Genomic DNA, 25595 nt, shown 5'->3' with positions numbered 1-25595 from the left:
CACTCCACGTGGACCATGGTCGAGGACGACGCCGGGCTGCGCGCCGCGGCGGAATCGCTCGCGGCCGGGCACGGACCCGTCGGCGTCGATGCCGAGCGCGCCTCCGGCTTCCGCTACGGGAGCGAGGCCTACCTCGTGCAGGCATATCGTGCGGACTCCGGCACCTTCCTCTTCGATCCCACGGGGATCTCCTCCTTCGCTCCGCTCGCGCAGGCGCTCGACGGGCTGGAGTGGATCCTGCACGCCGCGAGCCAGGACATCCCCTGCCTCGACGAACTCGGCCTGCACCCCCCGCGGCTCTTCGACACGGAGCTCGCCGCGCGACTGCTGGGCTTCGAGCGCGTCGGCCTCGGGGCGCTCGTCGAGTCGCAGCTCGGCATTTCGCTGCAGAAGGCGCACTCCGCCGCCGACTGGTCGACCCGCCCCCTGCCCGAGTCGTGGCTCGAGTATGCAGCGCTCGATGTCGCGCTGCTGCCCGACCTGCGGGAGTCGATCGCCCACGAGCTCGATGCCCAGCACAAGCGGGAGTTCGCCGACGAGGAGTTCGAGGCGGTGCGCCAGCGCCCACCGAAGCCGCCGGCCGAGGAGCCGTGGCGCAAGATCTCGGGCGGCCACCGTCTGCGCTCGCCACGCGAGCTCGCGATCGTGCGGGAGCTGTGGCTCGCGCGCGATGAACTCGCCCGGGAGCGCGATACCGCCCCCGGACGGCTGCTGCCCGACGCGTCGATCGTCGCCGCGGCCGGTGCGATGCCGAGGTCCCGCGGCGACCTCGCCCGCCTCAAGACCTTCGCGGGCCGCGCGAGCCGCACGGAGCTCGATCGCTGGTGGGCTGCCGCGCTGCGCGGGAAGACCACCGATCAGCTGCCGAAGCCGCGCCCGAGAGACCCCGACGCGATGCCGCATCACCGCGGTTGGGCTCAGCGGCATCCGGAGGCCGCTGCACGCCTGTCGATCGCGCGCGAGGCGCTGAGCGCGGAGGCCGAGGAGCGCCGGATCCCCCTCGAGAACCTGCTGACGCCCGAGCTGCTCCGCCGGGTCGCCTGGTCGCCGCCGAAGCCGGCGAAGGGGGCTGCGTCCGCGAGCGCGGAGCAGATCTCCGATCGACTCGAAGAGCTCGGGGCCCGTCACTGGCAGGCTGTCATTACTGCACCAATCATTGCGGTTGCTTTTGTAGAGGCTAAACAAAACTGACGCCGCGGACCCGATCCGTTTCCGGGGGTTCCGCACGGCGACTCGTCGCCCGCACCGCCGACTTCCTAGGATGGTGAGTGATCACATCACACCCATTTGATGGAGGCAGAGTGGCCGCAATGAGAGACGTTGTTTTCGTCGACGGAGTCCGCACCCCGTTCGGGCGCGCGGGCGAGAAGGGCATGTACTGGGGCACGCGAGCCGACGACCTCGCAGTCAAGGCGCTGCAGGGCCTGATCGCGCGGAACCCGAACCTCCCCCTCGACCGCATCGACGACGTGGGGATCGCCGCGACCACGCAGCAGGGCGACCAGGGACTCACCCTCGGGCGCACCGTGTCGATGCTCGCCGGGATCCCGGTCACGGTGCCCGGATTCGCGCTCGACCGCATGTGCGCGGGCGCACTCACCGTCGCCTCGTTCATGGGCGCGGCGATCGGATCGGGGCAGTACGACCTCGCGATCGCCGGCGGCGTCGAGCACATGGGACGGCACCCGATCGGGCTCGACGCCGACCCGAACCCCCGCTTCGTCTCCGAGCGTCTCGTCAGCCCCGACGCGCTGAACATGGGCGTCACGGCCGAGCGCCTGCACGATCGGTTCCCGGCGCTCACCAAGGAGCGCGCCGACCGCTTCGGCATGCTGAGCCAGCACAAGGTGCAGGCCGCCTACGACCGCGGCGACATCCAGCCCGATCTGATCCCGGTCGCGCTGCGCAGTGCGACCGGCTGGGGTCTCGCGACCGAGGACGAGGGCCGCAGGCCCGAGACCACCATGGAGGGGCTCGCCACGCTCAAGACGCCGTTCCGGCCGCACGGGCGGGTCACCGCCGGCAACGCCTCCCCGCTCACCGACGGCGCGACCGTCTCCTTGCTCGCGGGCGCGGACACCGCGAAGGAGCTCGGCCTCCCCGCCAAGATGCGCCTCGTCGGATTCGGCTTCGCGGGCGTGCAGCCCGAGGTGATGGGCCTCGGCCCCGTGCCCTCGACCGAGAAGGCACTGAAGCGCGCCGGCCTCACCATCGACGACATCGGCCTGTTCGAGCTGAACGAGGCCTTCGCCGTCCAGGTGCTCTCGTTCACCGATCACTTCGGCATCGCCGACGACGATCCCCGTGTGAACCCGTGGGGCGGCGCGATCGCGCTCGGCCACCCGCTCGCCGCGTCCGGCGTGCGCCTCATGATCCAGCTCGCTCGCCAGTTCGAGCAGCGGCCCGATGTGCGCTACGGCGTCACCGCGATGTGCGTCGGCCTCGGCCAGGGCGGCACCGCGATCTGGGAGAACCCGAACTACGACGGCAAGAAGGGCAAGTAGCCGAAGATGACCGATTACCGCTCCATCGACTTCTCCCCGCTCCTCGAGGCCTCGGCCGACGAGGTCGTCACCGAATCGTTCGTGCGCGACGTCGCGCTGCCCTCGGGCGGCACGCTCGCGCTCGTCACGCTCGACAACGGGCGCGACCACACCCGCCCGAACACGCTCGGGCCCCTCACCCTCGACGCGCTGAACACGGTGCTCGACGGACTCGCCGCCCGCGCGGCGGCGGGCGAGATCCAGGCCGTCGGCGTGACCGGCAAGCCGTTCATCTTCGCCGCGGGCGCCGACCTGTCGAAGGTCTCCACCCTCGCGACCGAGCAGAACGCCCGACTCATGGCGCAGTTCGGGCACTACGTGCTCGGCAAGCTCGGCCAGCTGGGCGTCCCGTCGTTCGCGTTCGTGAACGGCCTCGCCCTCGGCGGTGCCATGGAGATCGCGCTCAACTGCGACTACCGCACCGTCGATTCCTCGGCGGCGGCGCTCGCCTTCCCCGAGGTCTTCCTCGGCATCATCCCCGGCTGGGGCGGCGCGACCATCGTGCCGAACCTCGTCGGCATCGAGAAGGCGATCGAGATCATCGTCTCGAACCCGCTGAAGAACAACCGCATGATGAAGCCGAAGGACGCGCTCGAGGCAGGGCTCTTCGATCGCATGTTCGGTCCCGCGAGCTTCCTCGAGCAGTCGATCCTCTGGGCCGACGCGGTGCTCACCGGCGCCGAGAAGGTCGAGCGTCCGAACGAGCCGGGCAAGCTGGAGCGCCTCACCAAGTGGCCCGCCGCGATCAAGATCGCCCGCGACACGCTCAAGGCGCGCATCGGCACCGCGGCCAAGTCGCCCTACATCGCCCTCGACCTGCTCAGCGCGGCGAAGGACAACGACCGCGTGCGCGGTTTCGAGCGCGAGGACGAAGCGCTGGCACAGCTCATCTCGGGCGACCAGTTCCACGCGTCCATCTACGCCTTCGACCTCGTGCAGAAGCGCGCGAAGCGGCCCGCGGGGGCTCCCCGAAGGAGCTCGCCAAGAAGGTGCAGAAGGTCGGCGTCATCGGCGCGGGCCTCATGGCCGGCCAGTTCGCCCTGCTCTTCGCCCGCAAGCTGCGCGTTCCCGTCGTCATCACCGATCTCGACCAGTCGCGCGTCGACAAGGGCCTCGCCTACATCAACGGCGAGATCGACAAGCTCGAGCAGAAGGGCCGCCTGGGCGCCGACGACGCGAACCAGGTGCGCGCGCTCGTCAGCGGCACGACCGACAAGTCGCTCTTCGCGGACTGCGACTGGGTCATCGAGGCCGTGTTCGAGGAGCTCTCGGTGAAGCAGCAGGTGTTCGCCGAGATCGAACCGATCATCGCCGAGACCGCGGTCATCGCGACCAACACCTCGTCGCTCTCGGTCGAGGAGATCGGCGCGAACCTCGCGCATCCGGAGCGCCTGGTCGGCTTCCACTTCTTCAATCCGGTCGCGGTCATGCCCCTGATCGAGGTCGTGAAGGTGCCCTCGACCGACGAGGAGACCCTTGCCACCGCGATGGCGGTCGCGAAGAAGCTCGGCAAGAGCGCGGTCATCACCGCGGATCGCCCCGGCTTCGTCGTGAACCGCCTGCTCGCCAAGGTCATGGGCGAGGCAGCCCGCGCGCTCGACGAGGGCACGCCGCTGCCCGTGGTCGAGTGCGCGCTCGCACCGATCGGCCTGCCGATGGGTCCGTTCGAGCTCATCGACCTCGTCGGCTGGAAGGTGGCCGCGCACGTGCAGGACACGATGGTGGCGGCGTTCCCCGAGCGCTTCTACGCCTCGCCGAACCTGCACGCGATGGCCGACATCGAGGATCCGCTCGTCAAGAACAAGTTCGGCAAGGTCGAGGACCTCTCGCGCGCGGCGAAGAAGCAGCTCAGCTTCGGCAAGACCCCCGTCTCCGAGGAGGAGATCCTGCGCCGCGTCGAGGACGAGCTCGCCGGTGAGATCAAGATCATGCTGGACGAGGGCGTGGTCGCCGCCGCTGAGGACATCGACCTGTGCCTGATCCTGGGCGCCGGATGGCCGTTCCAGGCCGGAGGAGCGACGCCGTACCTCGACCGGGTGGGCGCGAGCGAGCGGGTCTTCGGGTCGACGTTCCACGATCCGCTGGTCGCCGGGGCGCGCTGAGTCGCACCCCCGTCGTCCTGCGCGACGGCCAAGGCCCTCTCGCGCAGGACGACGGGATCGACCTGCACCTACTCCGGGCGCGCGACCGGGATCCGATTTCCGCGGACCTGTTCCGCGACGTCCGAGGCGATCCGCTCCGCCGTGAGTCCCGCGGCCTCGAGCAGCTCGCCGCGGGAGGCGTGCCGCGGGAACTCGTCCGGAGTGCCGAGCTCGCTGACCGCGGTGTCGACGCCGGCGTCGCGCAGCGCCTGTCGGATACGCGTACCGACTCCGCCGACGCGGATCCCGTCCTCGATGCTGACGAGCAGCCGGTGCCCGCGCGCGAACTCGATCACGGAGTCCGAGACCGGAACCACCCAGCGCGGATCGATGACCGTCGTAGAGATGCCCCGGGCGGCGAGCAGTTCGGCCGCCTCCACTGCGACCCGCGCCATCGGCCCGACGGCCACCAGGAGCACGTCGCGTGAGCCATCCCCGCGCACCGGGTCCTCGCGCAGCACGTCGGTGCCGTCCTCGGTGCGGCGCAGCGCCGGGAGCGCGTCTCCGACCGCGCCCTTCGGGTAGCGGATCACCGTCGGGCCGTCGTCGACCGCGACCGCCTCGGTCAGCAGCTCGCTCAGCCGTTCTTCGTCCCGCGGCGCGGAGATGCGGATCCCCGGGACCACCTGCAGCGTCGCGAGGTCCCAGACGCCATTGTGGCTCGCCCCATCGGGGCCCGTGATCCCCGCGCGATCGAGCACGAAGGTGACACCCGCGCGGTGCAGCGCGACGTCCATCAGCAGCTGATCGAACGCACGGTTCATGAAGGTGGCGTAGATCGCCACCACGGGGTGCATGCCGCCGTAGGCGAGTCCCGCAGCGCTCGTCACCGCGTGCTGCTCGGCGATCCCGACGTCGATCACCCGCTCCGGGTACGCCTCGGCCAGCGCATCGAGACCCGTCGGCTTGAGCATGGCCGCCGTGATCCCGATGATGCGATCGTTCTCGCGCGCGAGCTGCAGGATCCGCTGCCGGAACACCCCGGTCCAACTGCGGCCGGAGGAGACCTCGAGCGGCTCGCCGCTGCCCGGATCGATCTGCCCGACCGAGTGGAACTGATCGGCGACGTCGTTCTCGGCGGGGGCGTACCCTCGCCCCTTCTCGGTGATCACGTGCACGAGCGTCGGACGCCCGTAGCCCTTCGCCTGCCGCATCGCCTCCTCGAGCGCGGGGAGGTCGTGGCCGTCGACGGGCCCCACGTACTTGATGTCGAGGTTGCTGTAGAGGTCCTGGTTGCCGGAGGCCCGGCTGACGAAGCCGCGCATCGCACCGCGCGTCGCACGATACAGCGTGCGCCCCGGGGCCCCGAAGCGGCCGAACAGCCGCTCGCTGCCCTCCTGCAGGTCGCGATAGCCTCCCGTCACTCGGACCGAGTTCAGGAACCGGGCCATGCCGCCGATGGTCGGCGCGTAGGACCGCCCGTTGTCGTTCACCACGATGACGAGGTTGCGGGAGTTGTCGTCGGTGATGTTGTTGAGCGCTTCCCAGGTCATGCCGCCGGTGAGCGCGCCGTCTCCGACGACGGCGATCACGAAGCGGTCGGACTGACCGGTGCGGGCGAAGGCGCGGGAGATGCCGTCGGCCCAGCTGAGCGAACTCGACGCGTGCGAGCTCTCGACGATGTCGTGCTCCGACTCGCCGCGCTGCGGGTAGCCGGCGAGGCCGTCACTGCTGCGCAATCGCGAGAAGTCCTTGCGGCCCGTCAGCAACTTGTGCACGTAGCTCTGATGCCCGGTGTCGAAGACGATCGGATCCTTGGGCGATTCGAAGGTGCGGTGCAGCGCGATGGTGAGTTCGACGACGCCGAGGTTCGGCCCCAGATGGCCGCCGGTCTTCGAGACTTCGGCGATGAGGAACTCCCGGATCTCGGCGGCGAGCTGCTTGCACTCCTCGAGGCTCAGCCCCGCGAGATCGCCGGGGCCGTCGATTCGATCCAGGATCGCCACCCGTCACGCCTCCGATCCGATCGGCGCGCGGCCGATGCATCCCACCAGTCTACTGAACGCCGCGAGGGGCCCCGGCATGTGCCGGAGCCCCTCGTGGTGGTGTGCGGTCCTATGCCGCGAGCGAGCGCAGCACGTACTGCAGGATGCCGCCGTTGCGGTAGTAGTCGGCCTCGCCCGGCGTGTCGATTCGGACGACCGCGTCGAACTCGGTGACGGTGCCGTTCTCGTGCGTCGCGGTGACGTGGACGGTGCGCGGGGTGCGGCCCTCGTTCAGCTCGGTGACGCCCGAGATGTCGAAGGTCTCGGTGCCGTCGAGACCCAGCGAGTCGGCGTTCTCGCCGGCCGGGAACTGCAGCGGCAGCACGCCCATGCCGATGAGGTTCGAGCGGTGGATGCGCTCGAAGCTCTCCGTGATGACCGCCTTGACGCCGAGGAGGCTGGTGCCCTTCGCCGCCCAGTCGCGCGACGAGCCCGAGCCGTACTCCTTGCCGCCGAGCACCACGAGCGGGATCCCCGCCGCCTGGTAGTTCTGCGAGGCGTCGTAGATGTAGGACTGCGGCGCACCCTCCTGCGTGAAGTCGCGGGTGAACCCGCCCTCGACGTTGTCGAGGAGCTGGTTGCGCAGGCGGATGTTCGCGAAGGTGCCGCGGATCATGACCTCGTGGTTGCCGCGGCGCGAGCCGTAGGAGTTGAAGTCGCGCGGGGCGATCCCGTTCTCCTGCAGGTACTTGCCCGCGGGGGTGTCGGCCTTGATGTTGCCGGCCGGGCTGATGTGGTCGGTCGTGACCGAGTCGCCCAGCTTGGCGAGCACGCGAGCGCCCGAGATGTCGGAGACGGGCGCCGGCGTCGCGGGCATGCCGTCGAAGTACGGGGGCTTGCGCACGTAGGTCGACTTGGCGTCCCACTCGAACACGTCGCCGTCGGGCGTGGGCAGCGAGGTCCAGCGCTGGTCCCCGTCGAAGACGCTCGCGTACTTCTCGGTGAACATCCCGGAGTCGATCGACGAATCGGCGATCTTCTGCACCTCGACCGGGTCGGGCCAGATCTCGCGCAGGTAGACGTCGTTGCCGTCGGCGTCCTGTCCGAGGGGTTCGTTCTCGAAGTCGAAGTCCATCGAACCCGCGAGCGCGTAGGCGATCACGAGCGGCGGGCTCGCGAGGTAGTTCATCTTGATGTCGGGGTTGATACGACCCTCGAAGTTGCGGTTGCCCGAGAGCACCGCGGTGACGGCGAGGTCGTTCTCGTTGACCGCGGCCGAGACCTCTTCGTTCAGGGGGCCCGAGTTGCCGATGCAGGTCACGCAGCCGTAGCCGACCAGGTAGAAGCCCAGGTCCTCGAGGTGCGAGGTCAGGCCCGACTTCTCGTAGTAGTCGGTGACGACCTTCGAGCCCGGCGCGAGCGTGGTCTTGACCCACGGCTTCGCCTTGAGGCCGCGCGCGTTCGCGTTGCGGGCCAGCACGCCGGCGGCGAGCATGACCGAGGGGTTCGAGGTGTTGGTGCACGAGGTGATCGAGGCGAGGGTGACCGCGCCGTGGTCGATCGTGTACTCGGCGCCGTTCGCGTCCTTCACCTTCGCGGGGTTGGCCGCCTGGGCGTAGTTCTGCAGGTCGCGCTCGAACTGCTCCTTGGCGCTCGTCAGCTCGATGCGGTCCTGGGGACGCTTCGGGCCGGCGATCGAGGCGACGACGGTCGAGAGGTCGAGCTCGAGGTACTCGCTGAACTCGGGCTCGTGCGCCGGGTCGTGCCACATGCCCTGGGCCTGCGCGTACGCCTTGACCAGATCGATCTGCTCCTCCGGACGACCGGTGAGGCGGAGGTAGTCGAGCGTCACGTCGTCGATCGGGAAGATCGCGGCGGTCGAGCCGAACTCGGGGCTCATGTTGCCGATGGTGGCGCGGTTGGCGAGCGGCACGGACCCGACGCCCTCGCCGTAGAACTCGACGAACTTGCCCACGACGCCGTGCTTGCGCAGCATCTGGGTGATGGTCAGCACCACGTCGGTCGCGGTGACGCCCGCGGGGATCTGGCCCGAGAGCTTGAAGCCGACGACGCGCGGGATCAGCATCGAGATGGGCTGGCCGAGCATCGCAGCCTCGGCCTCGATGCCGCCGACGCCCCAGCCGAGCACGCCGAGGCCGTTCTCCATGGTCGTGTGCGAGTCGGTGCCGACGCAGGTGTCGGGGTAGGCGTTGAGCACGCCATCGATCTCGCGGGTGAAGGTGACTCGCGCCAGGTACTCGATGTTGACCTGGTGGACGATGCCGGTCCCGGGCGGGACGACCTTGAAGTCGTCGAAGGCGCCCTGGCCCCAGCGGAGGAACTGGTAGCGCTCGCCGTTGCGCTGGTACTCGATCTCGACGTTCTTGTCGAAGGCGCCGGCGCTGCCGTACACGTCGGAGATGACCGAGTGGTCGATCACGAGCTCGGCCGGGGCGAGCGGGTTGATACGCTGCGGGTCCCCGCCGAGGTCGGCCATCGCCTCGCGCATGGTCGCGAGATCGACGATGCAGGGCACGCCGGTGAAGTCCTGCATGATCACGCGCGCGGGGGTGAACTGGATCTCGGTGTCGGGCTGGGCGTTGGGATCCCAGTTGCCGAGCGCCTCGACGTGCTGCTTGGTGACGTTCGCGCCGTCCTCGGTGCGAAGCAGGTTCTCGAGGAGCACCTTGAGGCTGTAGGGCAGCCGCTCGTGTCCGGGAACCTTGTCGATGCGGTAGATCTGGTAATCCTTGCCACCGACGGTCAGGGTGCTCTGGGCCCCGAAACTATTGACTGCTGCCATGGCCGCTCTCCTTCGTGAGTCAGGGTGCTGCTGCTGCCACCAGTCTGCACCCCTTCGGAGCGGTTCGCATCTCGGCAGGCGCAGCCGGCGTGGACGTCAGCGATTTGTCTTGACGTCGAGATAATTCTAGCCGAGTTTGCTGGGCAGAACCGTCATTGGCCCGACGCGCTCGGCGTGTCGACTGCGGGCGATTCATCGGATGATTGCGTCGCGCGGGTGACCCGGCTCAGGACGAGCCAGGAGAACAGCACGACGAGCGCGAACAGCGGGGTCCCCATGACCAATCGCGCCGCGCCGAGCGCCTCGACCTGAGCACTCGCGTAGAGCGGGAGCTGCACGGCCAGGCGCAGCACGAACATCGCGAGCCAGAGCAGCGTGCAGAGCGTCGCCGCGCGGCGCAGCGGCCGCTGCTTGCGCCACCCGGTGAGGTCGCCCGTCAGCGCGCCGGCGGCGAAGCCGAGGAGCGGCCATCCGACGAGCAGCGAGATCGCGAGACCGACGGACCATGCGCCGTTGATCCAGAAGCCCGGCAGGAAGAAGTCCTGCCCCCGGCCCGAGATCAGCGTGACGCCCACGCAGATCGCGACACCGACGGCGCCCGAGAAGGCGGCGGTGAGCGGCTCCTTCCGCAGCAGCCGGATCGCGATCGCGATCACCGCGAGCGCGGCCGGCGCGATCGCGGAGAGCCGCGGGTCGCGCGTCCACACGAAGATCGCCAGGAACAGCACGCCGGGGAGCAGCGCCTCGGCGACGCCGCGCCAGCCGCCGATGGCGGCGAGCACCCCGCTCGCCGAGACCGCTTCGCCGCTGAGCCCCGCCTCGACCGTGCGCCCGAGCGCGCCGCCGACCCGCAGGCGTCCCGCCCCGGACTCGGCCGGAATGCCGGACTCGGCCGGGCTCTCGGCCGAGTCAGCGCCTTCGCGGGGGTCGGACTCGGTCACGCCTGCTGCACCCCGGTCTCGCCCTGCGCGAGCCCGGCGGGCACCTTGAGCTCGAGGAGCTCGCTGGGAGGCATCGGCTCGTCACCGCGCACCACCACGAGTTCGCGGAAGAGCTCGATGACCCGTGCCTTCGCGTCGGCCTCCGCCGCGGCGCGCCCCATGATCACGCCGCGCAGCAGCCAGCGGGGGCCGTCGACGCCCACGAACCGGGCCAGCCGGACCTCCTGCTCATTCGTCCCGGCGCTGCGGACGAGGAGCTCCGGGCCGAGCTCGCCGTCCTCGTGCGAGACCTCCGCGCCCTGCGAACCCAGCTGCTGGGCGATCTCGGTGCGCACCTCGTTCCACAGGCCCGTCGTCTTCGGGGCGGAGAACGCCTGCACCTGCAGGAGCGATTCCGCGTACTCGAGCGACACCGCCACGACGCGCTGCGCGCGCTCATCCACCTCGAGGCGGAGCTGCAGGCCCTCGCGCGGCGCGACCTTGATGCCGCCGAGATCCACGTAGGGCCGCATGGCCGGAACCTCGCTGGCGTCGTAGGGACCCGCGGCCTCCCGGTCGACCGGCGCCGACTTCGCGTCGTCCACCTCCGGCGCAGCGGCCTCGTGGAGCTCCAGCTCGTCGGCGTTCGCCGCGGAGGATCGGTTCGACGCGTTCTGGGGAGTCTCGTCGCTCATGATGTCTCTGGTCTTTCTGTTGGGGAAGAACGTTCGGCGTGCCGCAGGGGACGCGCCCGATCGGGGGCCGTCAGGCGTCGCGCACGCCGGTCGATCCGAAGCCGCCCGCACCGCGCGAGCTCTCCGGGAGTTCGTCGACCGCGACGAACTCCGCACGGACCACCGGCATCACGACGAGCTGGGCGATCCGGTCGCCCGACTCGACCTGGAAGGCCGAGGTGCGGTCGGTGTTGAGCAGCGCGACCTTGATCTCGCCGCGATACCCGGCGTCGACGGTGCCGGGCGCGTTGACCACGGTCACCCCGTGCTTGGCCGCGAGCCCGCTGCGCGGCATGACGAATGCGGCGAAGCCCTCCGGCAGCGCGATCGAGACGCCCGTGCCCACGAGCCGGCGCTCCCCCGGAGCCAGCAGCACGGACTCGGTACTGCGCAGGTCGGCGCCCGCATCGCCGGGCATCGCATAGCTCGGAATCTGCTCGGCACGGATGGGAATCTCAACGGGATCGATCACACCGGACAGGCTACCGGATCCGGACCCGGGATAATGGAGAGCATGACGCAGACGCAGGCCTCCCCCAGCTATCACGAACGACTCTGGCCGACGCCGGCGCTCCTCGGGGTCCTGCTGCTGCTGATCCCGGCGGTGACGCTCGTCGTCACGCCCATCGACCGGACGCTGGCGCTGCCGGTCGCGATCCTCGTCTACCTGATCATCGCGGGAACGCTCGTGCTACTGAGCCCCACCATCACGGTTCGGGACGGCATGCTCGCCGCGGGTCGCGCACGCATCCCCGTCGAGTTCCTCGGCGAGGTCGAAGCGCTCGGCGCCGACGCGCTGCGCACCGCGATCGGGCCCGGCCTCGACGCCCGGACGCACCTCGTGATCCGCGGTTGGATCCACCGCGGCGTGCGCATCGCGATCACCGACCCGAAGGATCCGGCACCCTCGTGGATCCTGACCACGCGCCACCCCGAGCGGCTCGCGAAGGCGCTCGGCAAGTCCTGAGCCCTCTTGCCCCGCGCACGAGAAGAGCGCCGCTCCCGTCAGTGACGGGAGCGGCGCTCTTCATTCTCGATCGATGCGTCTATCGTGCGCACTCCGCCACCCCACGCTGCGCTCTGTGGGCCAGCGCGATGCGCTGCCGCGGAGTCCGCCCGCCAGCCGCTGGCGCGTCTATCGCGCGCACTCCGCCACCCCACGCTGCGCTCTGTGGGCCAGCGCGATGCGCTGCCGCGGAGTCCGCCCGCTAGCCGCTGGCGCGTCTATCGCGCGCACTCCGCGCAGATCGGACCGAGATCGGTCTCGTGATCCATCTGCGAGCGGTGACGCACCAGGAAGCAGTTCACGCAGGTGAACTCGTCGTCCTGCTGGGGAAGCACGACCACGTCGAGCTCGACGTCGGAGAGATCGGACCCGCCCAGGTCGAAGCTGGGGTTGTCGGCGTCCTCGGAATCGATGCCCGACGCACCCTTGGCCGGGCCGCGTTCCTTCAGAGCCTCGATCGAATCGGACTCTTCTTCGGACTTGCGCGGTGCGTCGTAATCGGTGGCCATTCTCTCCTGCTACTCCCGTCGGTTGCGCGACGTGTCATCCATTCGGCGGCGATAGTCTGCCCCACCCGGCGAAGGAACGCAAACCGCGGCCCCCGTGAGTTCGCTGGAAGCTGATCCGGTTCCGCTCGGGCCCGCCTCGAAACCGCCCGTTCCCCATCGACTCGCCCGCGAATTTCCCACCCGCCCGCGTCAATCCGCGCGTCCCGGGCCCGAGCATGCCACTCTGGTGGGCGAATCAGCGGGAGGAAGAACCGATGGAAGAACTGCGCCTGGTCCGACGCGACGAGCAGTCGCTCGTCGTCGCGTCCGAGAGCGGCGAGGAGTTTCGCCTGGTCGTCGACGACACCGTGCTCGCCGAGCTCCGTCACCTCGGACGCAAGGCCCGCACGGGGCCGCGCGTCAACCCCCGCGAGATCCAGTCGCTGATCCGCGCGGGCAAGTCCCGCTCCGAGGTCGCCGAGATCGTCGGCGTCGAGGAGGAGGTCATCGAGCGCTACGAGGAACCCGTGCTGGCCGAGCGCCGGTACATCCTGGAACGTGCCCAGGCCGTGCCCGTGCGCACCGACCCGGTGCGCGTCGGCCAGGAGGATTCCGGCGAGGAGCCCGAGCGCTTCGGCGCGGTCATCGGCGAGCGTCTCATCGCGCTGAGCGCGGAGATCCCCGAGTGGAGCTCCTGGCGCGACGAGGAGGCCGGCTGGATGATCGCCCTCGAGTTCATCTCGCACGACGTGGAGCACCGCGCGGTGTGGTCGTTCGAGCACCGCAAGCAGATCCTCGCGCCGCTCACCCCCGACGCGGTATCGCTCTCGAAGCAGGGCGACGTCGGCGACCGCCTGATCCCGAAGCTCCGCGCGGTCGATTCCGGCGAGGCCGGGCCGGCCGGCCGCTTCGACGCCGAGACCTTCGCCGGCGAACAGGCCGCGGAGCCGGAGGCTCCCGTCGCCGACGCCGAGCCGCCCGTCGAGGCCGAGAAGGCCCCGCTGGATCCGGAGGCCGAGTACGAGCGCCGCCGCGGTATCGACCAGCGCGCCATCAACACCCCGCAGCCCGAGCTGACCGACCTCGGCCAGACCGCCGACCTCCTCGACGCGCTCCGCCGTCGCCGGGGCGAGCGCGACCAGGCCCTGCGCGAGAGCGCGCAGCAGGCGACGGAGACCGCGGACGAGCCCGGCCCCGCCCCGGAGCCCGGAGCCCCCGCGACGAGGCGCCGACGGAGCGGCTGGCGGCGGTGCGCGGGCTCGCTCCGGCCGCGATTCCCGAACGCACCGCGCCCGCGGAATCGCCGAAGTCGGCGGAGACGAGCCAGCCCGAGGCCGCGCCAGCGGACGATCAGGGCCGCCAGGGGTCGCGCAAGCGCCGTGCATCGATCCCGAGCTGGGACGACATCCTGTTCGGCACCCGCAGCGAGGACGATCCGGCCTAGCCGCCGGGTCCCGCCGGCGCGGCTGCCGGCCGGCGGCACGACGGCCCCGAGTCAGCGAACGCGGTCGGCGACACGGGCGACGGCGCCCGCGAATCCGCTCCCGGCCAGCGCACCGCCGAGACGCAGCGGGATCCCCCGCTCCTCGGCGCTCAGGCTGCCGTGCTGCCCGACCATGGCGAGCGCACGGGGGTCGTCGCCGCGCAGGGTGAAGGCCACCTGCTTGCGCGCGGCGACCAGCACCTCGCCGAGCCGTGGCGCGACGCTCGGGTCGGTGTCTCCGAACCACCCCGCGGCGATCGCCGACTCGCGCGTGCCGATCCAGGCCAGCTTGCCGAGCCGGGCCTCGACCTCGCGCGCGACGGACTCGGGCTCGACGCCGTCCTCGAGATACAGCGACCGGAACCTCGGCTCGCCGCCGATCGACGCGACGCCGGGGATCGGGTCGTCGTCCAGCACGATCTGCCCGTGCTGCGGCACATCGACCATGCCGTGGTCCGCGGTGAGCACGACGCCGACGCCGCCCGGGAGCCCGCGCAGGAAGCCGTCGAGCGCAGCGTCGAGCTGCTCGAGCCGCGCCAGCCAGGCATCGCTCCCCCATCCCTGCTCGTGACCGGCCTTGTCGAGCTCGTCGACGTAGAGGTAGGCGAGCACCGGATCGGGGCCGCGCACCGCCTGGGAGGCCAGCGCGAAGCGGTCCTCGATGCGCTGCCCGCCGAGGTACTCGGCGCCCGACAGGATCGCGCGCGTGAGGCCGCCGTCGGCGTGCGCGGGTCTCCCGATCGCGAGCGGCCGCACGCCCAGCCGGGCGGCGAGGCCGAACAGCGGCTCGGCGCGCTGCCAGGAACGGATGGGATCGATACCGTCCCAGTCGCGGAGCGTCGTGACGAGCCCCAGCTCGGGATGCCGGATCCGGTACCCGATGAGCCCGTGGCTCCCGGGCAGGCGCCCCGTGGTGAGCGTCGTGAGGGCGGCGCCCGTGGTCGACGGCGCGACGGTCTCGATCCGCCGTCCGGGCATCGACAGGATCGTGCGCGCGTGCCCCGCGCGCTCCTGCAGGTTGGCGTGCCCGAGGCCGTCGACCACGATCAGCACCAGGGACCGCAGTTCCGGAAGGTCGGCGAGGGGCGCGGGGCCGCCGTCGGGTCCGGGCGCGCCGTCGAATGCGCGGTCGAGTACGTCGGCGGCCGTGGAACCCAGCGCGGGAGCCAGACAGGCCAGCCCGGTTGGGAGAATCGCGGCCAGCCTCGCACCGTTGTCGGTGGGCGTCGGTAGCATGACCACCATCGTATCCGCGCGATGCGCGCCCAGCTGCAGCTGCGCGACGCCCGTCGCGCGCCCCGAAGACCGAAAGGCACGTGATCGGCCCCGTGAGCGACACGACCCCAGCAGACGCGGCATCCGGCGTCGAACGGATCGAGGACATCGACATCTCGAACGAGATGGAGGCCTCGTTCCTCGAGTACGCCTACTCGGTGATCTACTCGCGGGCGCTCCCTGACGCCCGCGACGGCATGAAGCCGGTGCAGCGCCGCATCCTGTTCATGATGACCGATATGGGGCTCCGTCCCGAGAAGGGCCACGTCAAGTCGGCCCGTGTCGTCGGCGAGGTCATGGGCAAGCTGCACCCCCACGGCGATTCCTCCATCTACGACGCGCTCGTGCGTCTCGCCCAGGACTTCGCCATGCGCCTGCCGCTGGTCGACGGCCACGGCAACTTCGGGTCGCTCGACGACGGCCCGGCGGCCTCCCGGTACACCGAGGCCCGGCTCGCCGGAGCGGCGCTCGCCATGACCGAGTCCCTCGACGAGGACGTCGTCGACTTCGTCCCCAACTACGACAACCAGATCATGCAGCCCGAGGTGCTGCCCGCCGCGGTGCCGAACCTGCTGGTCAACGGCGCGAGCGGCATCGCCGTCGGCATGGCGACCAATCTGGCGCCCCACAATCTCCTCGAGGTGGTCGAGGGCGCCAAGCACCTGCTGTTCAACCCGTCGGCGACCGTCGACGAGCTCATGGAGTTCGTTCCCGGCCCCGACCTGCCCGGCGGCGGCATCATCGTCGGCCTCGACGGCGTCAAGGACGCCTACCGCACCGGTCGCGGCGCGTTCCGCACTCGCGCGAAGGTCGCGGTCGAGCAGCTCACGGCGCGCCGCACCGGCCTCATCGTGACCGAGCTCCCCTACCTCGTCGGCCCCGAGCGCGTGATCGAGAAGATCAAGCAGGGCGTCGAGTCCAAGAAGCTCTCCGGCATCTCGGACGTGCAGGACTTCACCGATCGCAAGAACGGCCTGCGCCTCGTCATCACCCTCAAGACCGGGTTCTCGCCCGAGGCGGTCCTCGAACAGCTCTACCGCTACACCCCGCTCGAGGACTCGTTCAGCATCAACTCGGTCGCGCTCGTCGGCGGTCAGCCGCAGACCCTGGGCCTGCGCGAGATGCTGCGGGTGTTCCTCGACCACCGCGTCTCGGTGGTCAAGCGCCGTTCCGAGTTCCGGCTGCGCAAGCGGCGCGAGCGCCTCCACCTCGTCGAAGGCCTCCTCATCGCGATCCTCGATATCGACGAGGTCATCCAGCTCATCCGCACGAGCGACGACGCCGAGACCGCGCGAGGGCGACTCATGCAGGTGTTCGACCTGTCCGAGGCGCAGGCGGAATACATCCTCGAGCTCCGGCTGCGCCGCCTGACCAAGTTCTCGCGGGTCGAGCTCGAGGCCGAGCGCGATCAGCTGCAATCCGAGATCGAGCAGCTGCTCGAGATCCTGAGCAGCCCCGAGCGCCTGCACGCCGTCGTCGCGAACGAGATGGATGCCGCTGCGGAGGCGTACGGCACGCCGCGACGCACCGTGCTCACCGGAGCCGTCGCCCGTCCGACCCGCGCACCAGCGGGCGCCGCAGCGCTCCAGGTCGCGGACACCCCGTGCACCGTGCTGCTCTCGGTCACCGGCCGGGCGCTGCGCGTCGATCGCGATCCCGAGGCGCTCGATCCGGTGCGCAGCACCTCGCGCGCCACCAAGCACGGCGCGGTGCTCGCGCGCGTCGACTCCACCGTGCGCGGAGAGCTCGGTGCGATCCTCAGCGACGGCACGCTGCACCGGTTCACCCCGGTCGACCTACCGCTCGTCCCCGCGGCGTCCATCGCGTTCTCGGCCGGCGTCAAGCTGACCGACTACATCGGCGTCACCGACAAGAAGGTCCGGGTCGTCGGCGTCGTGCAGCTCGAGACCGAGCAGCCCGTCGGCCTCTTCACCGCGCAGGGCACGGTGAAGCGGGTCGTGCTCACCGAGCTGCCGGCCAAGCCCGATTTCGAGGTCATCGGCCTCAAGGCGGGTGACGAACTCGTCTCGGCGTTCCCCGCTCCCGACGACTTCGAGTTCGCCGTCGTGGCGTCCGACGCGCAGCTGCTGCGCTTCCCTGCATCGTCGGTGCGCCCGCAGGGCGCCCGGCCGGCGGCATGGCCGGCATCCGCCTCGGGACCGATGCCAAGGTCGTGTTCGCCGGCGCGGTGGAGCCCGGCGCCGAGGCGCGGGTCGTCACGATCGCCGACAGCTCCCTGACGCTGCCGGGCACCGACGTGGGCACCGCCAAGATCTCCGACTGGGCCGAGTTCCCGGCGAAGGGGCGCGGCACCGGCGGCGTCCGCGCGCAGCGCTTCCTCAAGTGGGAGGACCAGATCGCCTGCGCCTGGGTCGGGACCGGCGAGCCCCGCGCCCTGGCCTCGGACGGTGCGGCGCGCAAGCTGCCCGACACCCTCGGCAAGCGCGACGGCTCGGGCCTGCCGCTCGACGGCGCGGCGGCCTTCGTCGGCACCGCGCCCTGATCTCGAGTCAGGCCGACCCGATCAGTGCGATCCCGACCACGACCACACCGGCCGCGCCGATGCGCAGCACCGCACGGTCCTGTCTGAACCGCCAGACGCCGTAGAGACTCACGAGGATCACGCTCACCTCGCGCATCGGCGCGATGAGCGCGATCGGCGCGATCTTCGTCGCGGTGAGCACGAGAATGTACGACAGCGGCGAGAGCACGCCGAAGGCGAGCAGACGCCCCCACTGGGTCCGAACCACCGCACCGAGCGACGGGCCCTCGTCGCGTCTGCGGAGTAGGAGCAGGCTGAAGCCCAGCACCTCGGTCACGGTGAATCCGACGAAGTAGGCGACTGCGGGAAGGCCCACTCGGTTCATCGCGATCGCATCCCACACCGTATAGCCGGCGATCGCGACGCCCGTGAGCACACCCCAGACGACCTCGGACGGGATCCCGCGCCGCCGAATCGGGCGCGTGCGCAGCGGGGTGCGCGGACGACCGATCGCCCCGACCGCGATCACCCCGAGCACGACGACCAGCGCGCCGACGATCGCGAGCGGCCCCGGCCGCTCCCCCAGGACGAGCAGCGCGAAGAGTCCGGTGAGGATCGGCCCGCTTCCCCGCGCGGTCGCATAGACGGTGGTGAGGTCTCCGGAGGCATATCCTCGCTGCAACGCGAGCATGTAGCCGACGTGGAGCACGCCCGACACGGCGGCGCCGATGAGGAACGCCCAGGGATCCGCCCCCTCCAGACCATCCGTGAACGGAATGGCGAACGCCCAGAGCCCGCTGGCGATGACCGCTCCCCACCAGAGGAACGGAAGGCCGGAGCCGCTGGACCCGTGTGCCACGATGTTCCAGGCGGCGTGGCAGACTGCGGCCGAGAGCACGAGAGCGATGGCGAAAGCGGACACGTCGGAACCTCCTCCCCGGCGCGATGGTGCGTCGGGTCCGGTTCCTCCAGGCTTTTGTCCGTTCAGATGACGCCGCGATGCGGATCCCGGCGTGGCACCGCTCGGACCAGGCGGGCGCTCGGCCCCGGAACCCTAGGTGCTGTCGGGATCAGCGTATCAGCGAGCGCCCCGGCTCGGCCCCGCAAGCGCGGGTCAGGCGTCGATGCGCTCGCGGTCGAGGTCGTCGGCGTTCTCGACGAGGAACTCCTTGCGCGGCGCGACGTCGTTGCCCATGAGCAGTTCGAACACCTGCGCGGCGGAGTGCGCGTCCTCGACGCGCACGCGCCGCAGCGTGCGGTGCGCGCGATCCATGGTCGTCTCGGCCAGCTGGTCAGCGTCCATCTCGCCCAGGCCCTTGTAGCGCTGGATCGGCTCCTGGTACTTCTTGCCGCGACGGCGCAGGTCGGAGAGCAGCGTCTGCAGTTCCTTCTCGCTGTAGGTGTAGATCACGTCGTTCGGCTTGCGCCCGGCGTTCTGCACGACGACGCGGTGCAGCGGCGGTACGGCCGCGTAGACGCGACCGGCTTCGAGCATCGGGCGCATGTATCGGAAGAAGAGCGTCAGCAGGAGGGTGCGGATGTGTGCACCGTCGACGTCCGCGTCGCTCATGAGGATGACCTTGCCGTAGCGCGCGGACTCGATATCGAAGTCGCGACCGGAGCCGGCCCCGATGACCTTGATGATGGATCCGCACTCGGCGTTGTTCAGCATCTCGGCGACCGACGCCTTCTGCACGTTGAGGATCTTTCCCCGGATCGGCAGGAGCGCCTGGTACTCGCTGTCTCGGGCGGGGCGCGCCGTTCCGAGCGCGCTGTCGCCCTCGACGATGAAGAGCTCGGTATCGGCGACATCGCGCGAGCGGCAGTCGATCAGCTTCGCCGGAAGCGAGGAGCTCTCGAGCGAGGACTTGCGCCGTGCGGTGTCCCGCTGAGCCCGCAGCGAGATGCGGGACTTCATCTCGGAGACCATCTTCTCGAGCAGGGTGGCCGTCTCGGCCTTGTCCTGCCGACGGGTGGAGGCGAAGCGCTCCTCGAGGCCCTTCGTCATCGCGCGCGTGACGATCTGGCGCACTGCAGCGGTGCCGAGCACCTCCTTCGTCTGCCCCTCGAACTGGGGCTCGGGCACCCGGACCGTGACGACCGCGGTGAGGCCGGTGAGGATGTCGTCCTTCTCCGGCTTGTCGGAGCCGGCCTTGAGCTTTCGTGCGTTCTGTTCGATCTGCTTGCGGAAGAACCGCACCAGACCCTGCTCGAAACCGGCCAGGTGCGTGCCGCCCTTGGGCGTCGAGATGATGTTCACGAACGTCTGGATCTCGGTGTCGTAGCCCGTGCCCCAGCGCAGCGCGACGTCGACTTCGCAGGTGCGCTCCACTTCCCGGGAGACCAGCGCGCCGCTCGCCTCGTCCATGACGGGAACGGTCTCGGTGAACGTGCCGGAATCCGTGACCCGCCAGGTCTCCGTCAGCGCCGCATCGACCGCAAGGAAATCGACGAACTCGGAGATGCCGCCCTCGTAGGCGAAACGGTGCACCTGCGGCGCACCCGATTCGTCGAGCCCCTCGGGACGCTCGTCTCGGATCTCGATCCCGAGCCCTGGGACCAGGAACGCGGTCTGCCGGGCGCGCGCGACGAGCGCGTCGGATTCGAAGCGTGCCTCCTTCAAGAAGATCTGCGGGTCCGCCCAGTACCGGACGCGGGTGCCGGTGACGCCCTTCTTCACCTTGCCGATGACGCGCAGCTCCGAGGCGTCCTCAAATGCGGTGAACGGGCTCGACGGGCTGTCGCCGTCGAAGATGCCGGGTTCACCGTGGCGGAACGACATCGCCCAGGTCTTGCCGTCGCGGTCGACCTCGACGTCGAGGCGGGACGACAGCGCGTTGACCACGGAGGCGCCCACGCCGTGCAGGCCGCCGGAGCTGGCATAGCCGCCGCCGCCGAACTTGCCTCCGGCGTGCAGCTTCGTGTACACGAGCTCGACGCCGGTGAGGCCGCTCCGGGGCTCGATGTCGACGGGGACGCCGCGGCCCCGGTCGGTCACGGTCACGCTGCCATCGGCGTGCAGCACGACGCCGATCTCGGAGCCGTGGCCCGCGAGCGCTTCGTCGACCGAATTGTCGATGATCTCCCAGAGGCAGTGCATGAGCCCGCGCGAATCGGTCGTGCCGATGTACATGCCCGGCCGCTTGCGCACGGCCTCGAGCCCTTCGAGCACGGTGAGATGGCGGGCGGAATAGCTCGACTCGGCCACGGTTGCGGCACCTCTTTCTCTGGGGACGGATCTACTGTAGGCGAGACCTCCGACACCGGGGCGCCGTTTCCCGGCGCGTGCCGAAAACGGGCCGGTGAACGGGCGCTGTACGCGGCGACGGCCGGCTCGGGCTACGCGGTCAGCGAAACGGCCGCCGAATCGAGCCGTTTCCCGGGCTGCGCGTGCTTTGATGGGATCACCAAACACGTACGGGAGGTAGCCATGACGACACTCGAGCAGGATCGCACCGAGGCCCAGGCCCGGGCGGATCGTCCCCTCGACGCGCTCGACCGCTGCGACAGCTGCGGCGCCCAGGCGTACGTGCGCGCGATGCTGAACGGCAGCGAGCTGCTGTTCTGCGCGCATCACGCCCGCAAGCACGAGGCGAAGCTCCGCCCGATCGCCGAGGTCTGGCACGACGAGACCGCCCGCCTGAACGCGTAGCGGTTCGCACGGACCGCCATCCGCGAGGATCGGCGGGACAACGGAAAAGCCCCGGCCGGAGCCGGGGCTTTTCTCGTGTCTGGCGGCCTACTCGAGGTAGTCGCGCAGCTGCTGGGACCGTGAGGGTGCCGCAGCTTCGCCATGGTCTTCGACTCGATCTGGCGGATGCGCTCGCGCGTCACGCCGAAGGTGTCGCCGATCTGGTCGAGGGTCTTCGGCATGCCGTCGCCGAGCCCGAAGCGCATGCGGATCACGCCGGCCTCGCGCTCCGAGAGCGAGTCGAGCAGCTGCTCGAGCTGCTGCTGCAGCATCGTGAAGCCGACGGCGTCGGCGGGCACGACCGCCTCGGTGTCCTCGATGAGGTCGCCGAATTCGCTGTCGCCGTCCTCGCCGAGCGGGGTGTGCAGCGAGATCGGCTCGCGCCCGTACTTCTGGACCTCGACGACCTTCTCAGGGGTCATGTCGAGTTCGCGGCTCAGCTCCTCGGGAGTGGGCTCACGACCCAGGTCCTGCAGCATCTGGCGCTGGACGCGCGCGAGCTTGTTGATGACCTCGACCATGTGCACCGGGATGCGGATGGTGCGGGCCTGGTCGGCCATGGCTCGCGTGATCGCCTGACGAATCCACCAGGTGGCGTAGGTCGAGAACTTGAAGCCCTTGGTGTAGTCGAACTTCTCGACCGCGCGGATGAGGCCCAGGTTTCCCTCCTGGATCAGATCCAGGAACTGCATGCCGCGGCCGGTGTAGCGCTTCGCGAGCGACACGACGAGGCGGAGGTTGGCGCCGAGCAGGTGGCTCTTCGCCCGCTGGCCGTCGCGCGCCACCCACTTCAGCTCGCGCTCGAGCTTCTTGGGCAGGCCCTTCTCGGTCGCCAGCTTCTCCTCTGCGAACAGGCCGGCCTCGATGCGCATCGCCAGCTCGACCTCTTCGGCGGCGTTCAGCAGCGCGACCTTGCCGATCTGCTTGAGGTAGTCCTTGACCGGGTCGGCGGTGGCGCCGGGGATCGCGGTCGTGACCGTCGGCACGTCCTCCTCGTCGGAGTCCTTGATGCGGATCGCGCCGGTCGGCAGCTGCACGGCCGGGACGACCGGGATCGCCGCGGTATCGGTGGGGACCGTCTCGTCGGTGTCGGGAGCGAGCGCGGCCTCCGCGACGGGATCCGGCTCCTTCGGGGCGCGCTTGCGCGTCGCCGGCTTCTTCGCCGCGGGCTTCTTCGCAGCAGCGGCCTTGGCAGCGGCCGTCGACTTCTCGGCAGGAGCCTTCGTCGCGGCGGCCTTCTTGGTCGCGCTCGCCTTCGTGGAGGCAGCCTTCTTGGCAGCGCTCTTCGGCGCTTCCGTCTCGGTCGCGTCCTCAGCCGAAGTGGCACGAGTCTTGGTGGTGGGTGCAGTGGCCACGCAGCCGCCTCTCTGTGTCGAGATCCTCCGTGTCCAGGTCGAGCGATCTTCCGCAAAACCTGCACACAGCGTGAAAACCCATGTCAAGCCCGGCGTATTCCCGCGCACGCGCGAGAGCCGGATTGAATGGGCTGTGCTGCAATTATTGCACGTGCGCGGGCACGCTCCCGACCATTCCGATCGAGTTCAGCGTCCAGCGAAATCGCTCCGCGTTCTCGGAGCCGCGCTCAGACGAGCCCGGGGCCGCCCGGAGCGCCCCCGCCGGAGGCGCCGCCGTTCCCGGGGTCGCGCTGCTCGCGCAGGAACCGTTCGAGCTCGCTCGCGAGCTGATCCGCGGTCGGGAGCGATCCGTCCTCGCTCACGAGAGGCGACCGGGTGGTCTGATCCTCCATGTATTCGTCGTAGCGCAGCTCGAGATTGCGCACCATCTCGGTGGACTCCTCGTTCTCGGCGATCTGCGTGTCGACCTGGACGTTGAACGCTCGAGCCGCCTCCCGGACCTCGTCCGTCGGCAGGATCAGTCCGCTGGCCGCCATGATCCCGTCGAGCGCGGCGAGCAGCACGTCGGGATTCTCGGTGTTCGCCAGGTAGTGCGGCACGAGGAACGCGAATCCGACGACGTCCTCACCGAGCGAGTGCAGCCGGTATTCGAGCACGTGGCCGGCCGAGGCGGCGAGCTTGGTCGTCGGCTTCCATACCGAACGCGCCTCGATCAGATCGTCGCGGCTCCCGCTGACCGTGGCCCGGATCGGACGGGTGTGGGGAACGGGCATCGGGATCGCGTGGGTCCAGACCGTGGTGGAGACCTCGAACTCGTGCACCAGCATGAGCACGGCGTCGATGAACTGCTCCCAGCGGAAGTCGGGCTCGTAGCCGCTCAGGAGGAGGAACGGTGCGCCGAGCTCGTCGTGCGCGAGCGCGAGCGACAGCTCCTCGGGCGCGTAATCGACCAGGTGGTCCTCGACGAAGGTGATGACCGGCCGGCGCGCGCGGTAGTCGAGCAGCAGGTCCGAGTCGAAGCGCACGATCTCCTGCGGCTCGGTGCGCTCCCAGAGGTACTCCTCGAGCTGCGCCACCACCCCGCCGGCGTCGCTGATGCCGCGCAGCGCGACCAGGAGCGGAATGCCCTTGGGAACGGTCGCGCGGCGTTCGGCGTACTCTGCGGAGAAGATCGAATCGGTCACGTCTCCATCCTACGGAGCGGGCCCTGCCGACGGGCGGGCCGAGGGCATGCCCAGAGCGAACGTCGCCGGGCGTCGCCAAATGGCCTGGTCGGCACGGAGGAGTAGTAGGCTGGTGAGCCGTGGACCGATCACGCGTCGGCCCGCTCTTTCGAATGCGACCCGAGGGAGATCCCACTTGGCCGATCAGCAGTTTGACATCGTCGTTCTCGGCGGCGGCAGCGCCGGGTACGCTGCAGCCATCCGAGCGAGACAGCTCGGCTTCACCGCCGCAGTCATCGAGAAGGACAAGCTGGGCGGCACCTGCCTCCATCGCGGCTGCGTCCCCACCAAGGCGCTGCTGCACTCGGCGGAGATCGCCGACGTGGCGCGCGAGGGCGAGGCCTACGGCGTGCTGTCGAGCGTCGCCGGCATCGACATGGCCGGCGTGACGAAGTTCCGCACCAACCTGGTCGCCGGCAAGCACAAGGGGCTGCAGGGCCTGCTCAAGGCCAACGGCATCACGGTCATCGAGGGCGAGGGCCGCCTGGTCGCCGCGAACACCGTGCAGGTGGGCGCCGACCGCATCATCGGCAAGAACGTCGTGCTCGCGACCGGCTCCTACTCGCGCAGCCTTCCCGGCCTCGAGATCTCGGGCCGCGTGATCACCAGCGAGCAGGCGCTCGAACTCACCGAGGTCCCCAAGCGCGTCGTGATTCTCGGCGGCGGCGTGATCGGCGTCGAGTTCGCGAGCGTCTGGCGCTCCTTCGGCGCCGAGGTCACCATCGTGGAGGGCCTGCCCCACCTCGTCCCGAACGAGGAGGAGTCGGTCTCCAAGCAGCTCGAGCGAGCGTTCCGCAAGCGCGGCATCGATTTCAAGCTCGGCGTCCGTTTCCAGGGCGTCACCCAGGATGCGAACGGCGTCACCGTCACCCTCGAGGACGGAACGACCCTGCCCGCCGACTACCTCCTGGTCGCGGTCGGCCGCGGGCCCGTCACCCAGGGCATCGGCTACGAGGAGGTCGGGATCTCGATGGATCGCGGCTTCGTGCTGACCGATGAGCGCCTCGCGACGAACGTTCCCGGCGTCTACGCCGTCGGCGACATCGTGCCCGGCCTGCAGCTCGCCCACCGCGGCTACCAGCAGGGCATCTTCGTCGCGGAGGAGATCGCGGGGCTCAACCCGGTCGTCGTACAGGACGTCAACATCCCCAAGGTCACCTACTGCGATCCCGAGATCGCCTCGGTCGGCCTCACCGAGGCGAAGGCCAAGGAGCAGTACGGCGAGGACAACGTCACCGCGTACGAGTACAACCTGGCCGGGAACGCCAAGAGCTCGATCCTCGGCACCGCCGGCACCGTCAAGGCGGTCCGGGTGAACGACGGCCCGGTGGTCGGCGTCCACATGATCGGCGCCCGCGTCGGCGAGCTCGTCGGCGAGGCTCAGCTGATCGTGAACTGGGAGGCCTACCCCGAGGACGTCGCACCCTTCGTCCACGGCCACCCCACGCAGAACGAGACCATCGGCGAGACCATGCTGAAGCTCGCCGGCAAGCCGCTGCACGCCATCTGAGCGCGGCACCGAGATT

The 25595-nt window shown here is 70.1% G+C and carries 16 protein-coding genes and 4 pseudogenes; 9 read left to right on the top strand and 11 right to left on the bottom strand.

Features of this window, described 5'->3' with window-relative positions:
* Window positions 1-15: 15 nt before the first annotated feature.
* From AB3K78_RS05505 to AB3K78_RS05495, 3 genes and pseudogenes are all read left to right on the top strand, one after another.
* Window positions 16-1191 carry an HRDC domain-containing protein gene (locus AB3K78_RS05505; RefSeq protein WP_416447308.1) on the top strand — a complete coding sequence of 392 codons (1176 nt, stop codon included), beginning with the start codon at window positions 16-18 and terminating at the stop codon, window positions 1189-1191.
* A gap of 110 nt (window positions 1192-1301) precedes the next feature.
* Window positions 1302-2504, top strand: coding sequence for a thiolase family protein (locus AB3K78_RS05500; RefSeq protein ID WP_416446786.1), 1203 nt, complete (start codon window positions 1302-1304; stop codon window positions 2502-2504).
* 6 nt (window positions 2505-2510) lie between these two features.
* Window positions 2511-4645, top strand: a pseudogene (locus AB3K78_RS05495) (3-hydroxyacyl-CoA dehydrogenase NAD-binding domain-containing protein).
* 68 nt (window positions 4646-4713) lie between these two features.
* On the opposite strand, the gene dxs reads toward AB3K78_RS05495, so the two are convergent.
* The 5 genes from dxs to dut all read right to left on the bottom strand — a co-directional run bounded on the left by dxs (window position 4714) and on the right by dut (window position 11538).
* On the bottom strand, window positions 4714-6630 hold the full coding sequence (gene dxs / locus AB3K78_RS05490) for a 1-deoxy-D-xylulose-5-phosphate synthase (RefSeq protein ID WP_416446785.1): 1917 nt from the start codon (window positions 6628-6630) through the stop codon (window positions 4714-4716).
* 109 nt (window positions 6631-6739) lie between these two features.
* On the bottom strand, window positions 6740-9412 hold the full coding sequence (gene acnA, locus AB3K78_RS05485) for an aconitate hydratase AcnA (RefSeq protein ID WP_416446784.1): 2673 nt from the start codon (window positions 9410-9412) through the stop codon (window positions 6740-6742).
* Between the two features lie 152 nt (window positions 9413-9564).
* A complete protein-coding gene (locus AB3K78_RS05480; RefSeq protein ID WP_416446783.1) occupies window positions 9565-10353 on the bottom strand; it encodes a DUF3159 domain-containing protein in 789 nt (262 codons plus the stop codon).
* Window positions 10350-11027 carry a DUF3710 domain-containing protein gene (locus AB3K78_RS05475; RefSeq protein WP_416446782.1) on the bottom strand — a complete coding sequence of 226 codons (678 nt, stop codon included), beginning with the start codon at window positions 11025-11027 and terminating at the stop codon, window positions 10350-10352. The genes AB3K78_RS05480 and AB3K78_RS05475 overlap by 4 nt, the downstream gene beginning before the upstream one ends.
* A 70-nt stretch (window positions 11028-11097) precedes the next feature.
* Window positions 11098-11538, bottom strand: coding sequence for a dUTP diphosphatase (gene dut, locus AB3K78_RS05470; RefSeq protein WP_416446781.1), 441 nt, complete (start codon window positions 11536-11538; stop codon window positions 11098-11100).
* Between the two features lie 42 nt (window positions 11539-11580).
* Here dut and AB3K78_RS05465 point away from each other — a divergent pair, with 42 nt between their 5' ends.
* The gene (locus AB3K78_RS05465) at window positions 11581-12033 is read left to right on the top strand and encodes a DUF3093 domain-containing protein (protein WP_416446780.1); all 453 of its coding nucleotides are present in this window, start codon (window positions 11581-11583) and stop codon (window positions 12031-12033) included.
* A gap of 257 nt (window positions 12034-12290) precedes the next feature.
* Here the strand turns inward: AB3K78_RS05465 and AB3K78_RS05460 are convergent, their stop codons facing one another.
* Entirely contained in the window at window positions 12291-12581 is a 291-nt protein-coding gene (locus AB3K78_RS05460) for a DUF4193 domain-containing protein (protein ID WP_046455082.1), read from the bottom strand.
* Window positions 12582-12796: 215 nt separating this feature from the next.
* Here AB3K78_RS05460 and sepH (AB3K78_RS05455) point away from each other — a divergent pair.
* A pseudogene (gene sepH, locus AB3K78_RS05455) lies at window positions 12797-13825 on the top strand (septation protein SepH); the annotation flags it as partial.
* Window positions 13810-14004 (top strand): septation protein SepH, encoded by a 195-nt coding sequence (sepH, locus tag AB3K78_RS05450; RefSeq protein WP_416447397.1) that lies wholly within the window; start codon window positions 13810-13812, stop codon window positions 14002-14004. The pseudogene sepH (AB3K78_RS05455) and the gene sepH (AB3K78_RS05450), both read left to right, overlap by 16 nt.
* Window positions 14005-14055: 51 nt before the next feature.
* Here sepH (AB3K78_RS05450) and AB3K78_RS05445 read toward each other — a convergent pair whose 3' ends face one another.
* The gene (locus AB3K78_RS05445; protein ID WP_416446779.1) at window positions 14056-15279 is read right to left on the bottom strand and encodes an alkaline phosphatase family protein; all 1224 of its coding nucleotides are present in this window, start codon (window positions 15277-15279) and stop codon (window positions 14056-14058) included.
* 164 nt (window positions 15280-15443) lie between these two features.
* On the opposite strand from AB3K78_RS05445, the pseudogene AB3K78_RS05440 reads away from it, so the two are divergent.
* Window positions 15444-17821 (top strand): annotated as a pseudogene (locus AB3K78_RS05440) (DNA gyrase/topoisomerase IV subunit A).
* Window positions 17822-17828: 7 nt separating this feature from the next.
* Here the strand turns inward: AB3K78_RS05440 and AB3K78_RS05435 are convergent.
* Both AB3K78_RS05435 and AB3K78_RS05430 read right to left on the bottom strand, forming a co-directional pair.
* Complete coding sequence (locus tag AB3K78_RS05435; RefSeq protein WP_416446778.1) at window positions 17829-18722, bottom strand: EamA family transporter; 894 nt, start codon at window positions 18720-18722, stop codon at window positions 17829-17831.
* A 192-nt stretch (window positions 18723-18914) separates the two neighbouring features.
* On the bottom strand, window positions 18915-21008 hold the full coding sequence (locus AB3K78_RS05430) for a DNA gyrase/topoisomerase IV subunit B (protein WP_416446777.1): 2094 nt from the start codon (window positions 21006-21008) through the stop codon (window positions 18915-18917).
* Window positions 21009-21230: 222 nt separating this feature from the next.
* Here AB3K78_RS05430 and AB3K78_RS05425 point away from each other — a divergent pair, with 222 nt between their 5' ends.
* Entirely contained in the window at window positions 21231-21452 is a 222-nt protein-coding gene (locus AB3K78_RS05425) for a hypothetical protein (RefSeq protein WP_416446776.1), read from the top strand.
* An 87-nt stretch (window positions 21453-21539) separates the two neighbouring features.
* Here AB3K78_RS05425 and AB3K78_RS05420 read toward each other — a convergent pair.
* A pseudogene (locus tag AB3K78_RS05420) lies at window positions 21540-22846 on the bottom strand (RNA polymerase sigma factor).
* A 227-nt stretch (window positions 22847-23073) separates the two neighbouring features.
* Window positions 23074-24030 carry a proteasome assembly chaperone family protein gene (locus AB3K78_RS05415; protein ID WP_416446775.1) on the bottom strand — a complete coding sequence of 319 codons (957 nt, stop codon included), beginning with the start codon at window positions 24028-24030 and terminating at the stop codon, window positions 23074-23076.
* Between the two features lie 175 nt (window positions 24031-24205).
* Between AB3K78_RS05415 and lpdA the strand changes: the two genes are divergently transcribed.
* Window positions 24206-25579, top strand: coding sequence for a dihydrolipoyl dehydrogenase (gene lpdA, locus AB3K78_RS05410; RefSeq protein WP_416446774.1), 1374 nt, complete (start codon window positions 24206-24208; stop codon window positions 25577-25579).
* Window positions 25580-25595: the final 16 nt, after the last annotated feature.

Origin of the sequence: Leucobacter sp. HNU, assembly GCF_047946755.1 — a bacterium.
Lineage (GTDB): Bacteria > Actinomycetota > Actinomycetes > Actinomycetales > Microbacteriaceae > Leucobacter.
Note: the sequence above shows the minus strand (reverse complement) of the source record. Positions and strands in the feature narration are given on the sequence as shown.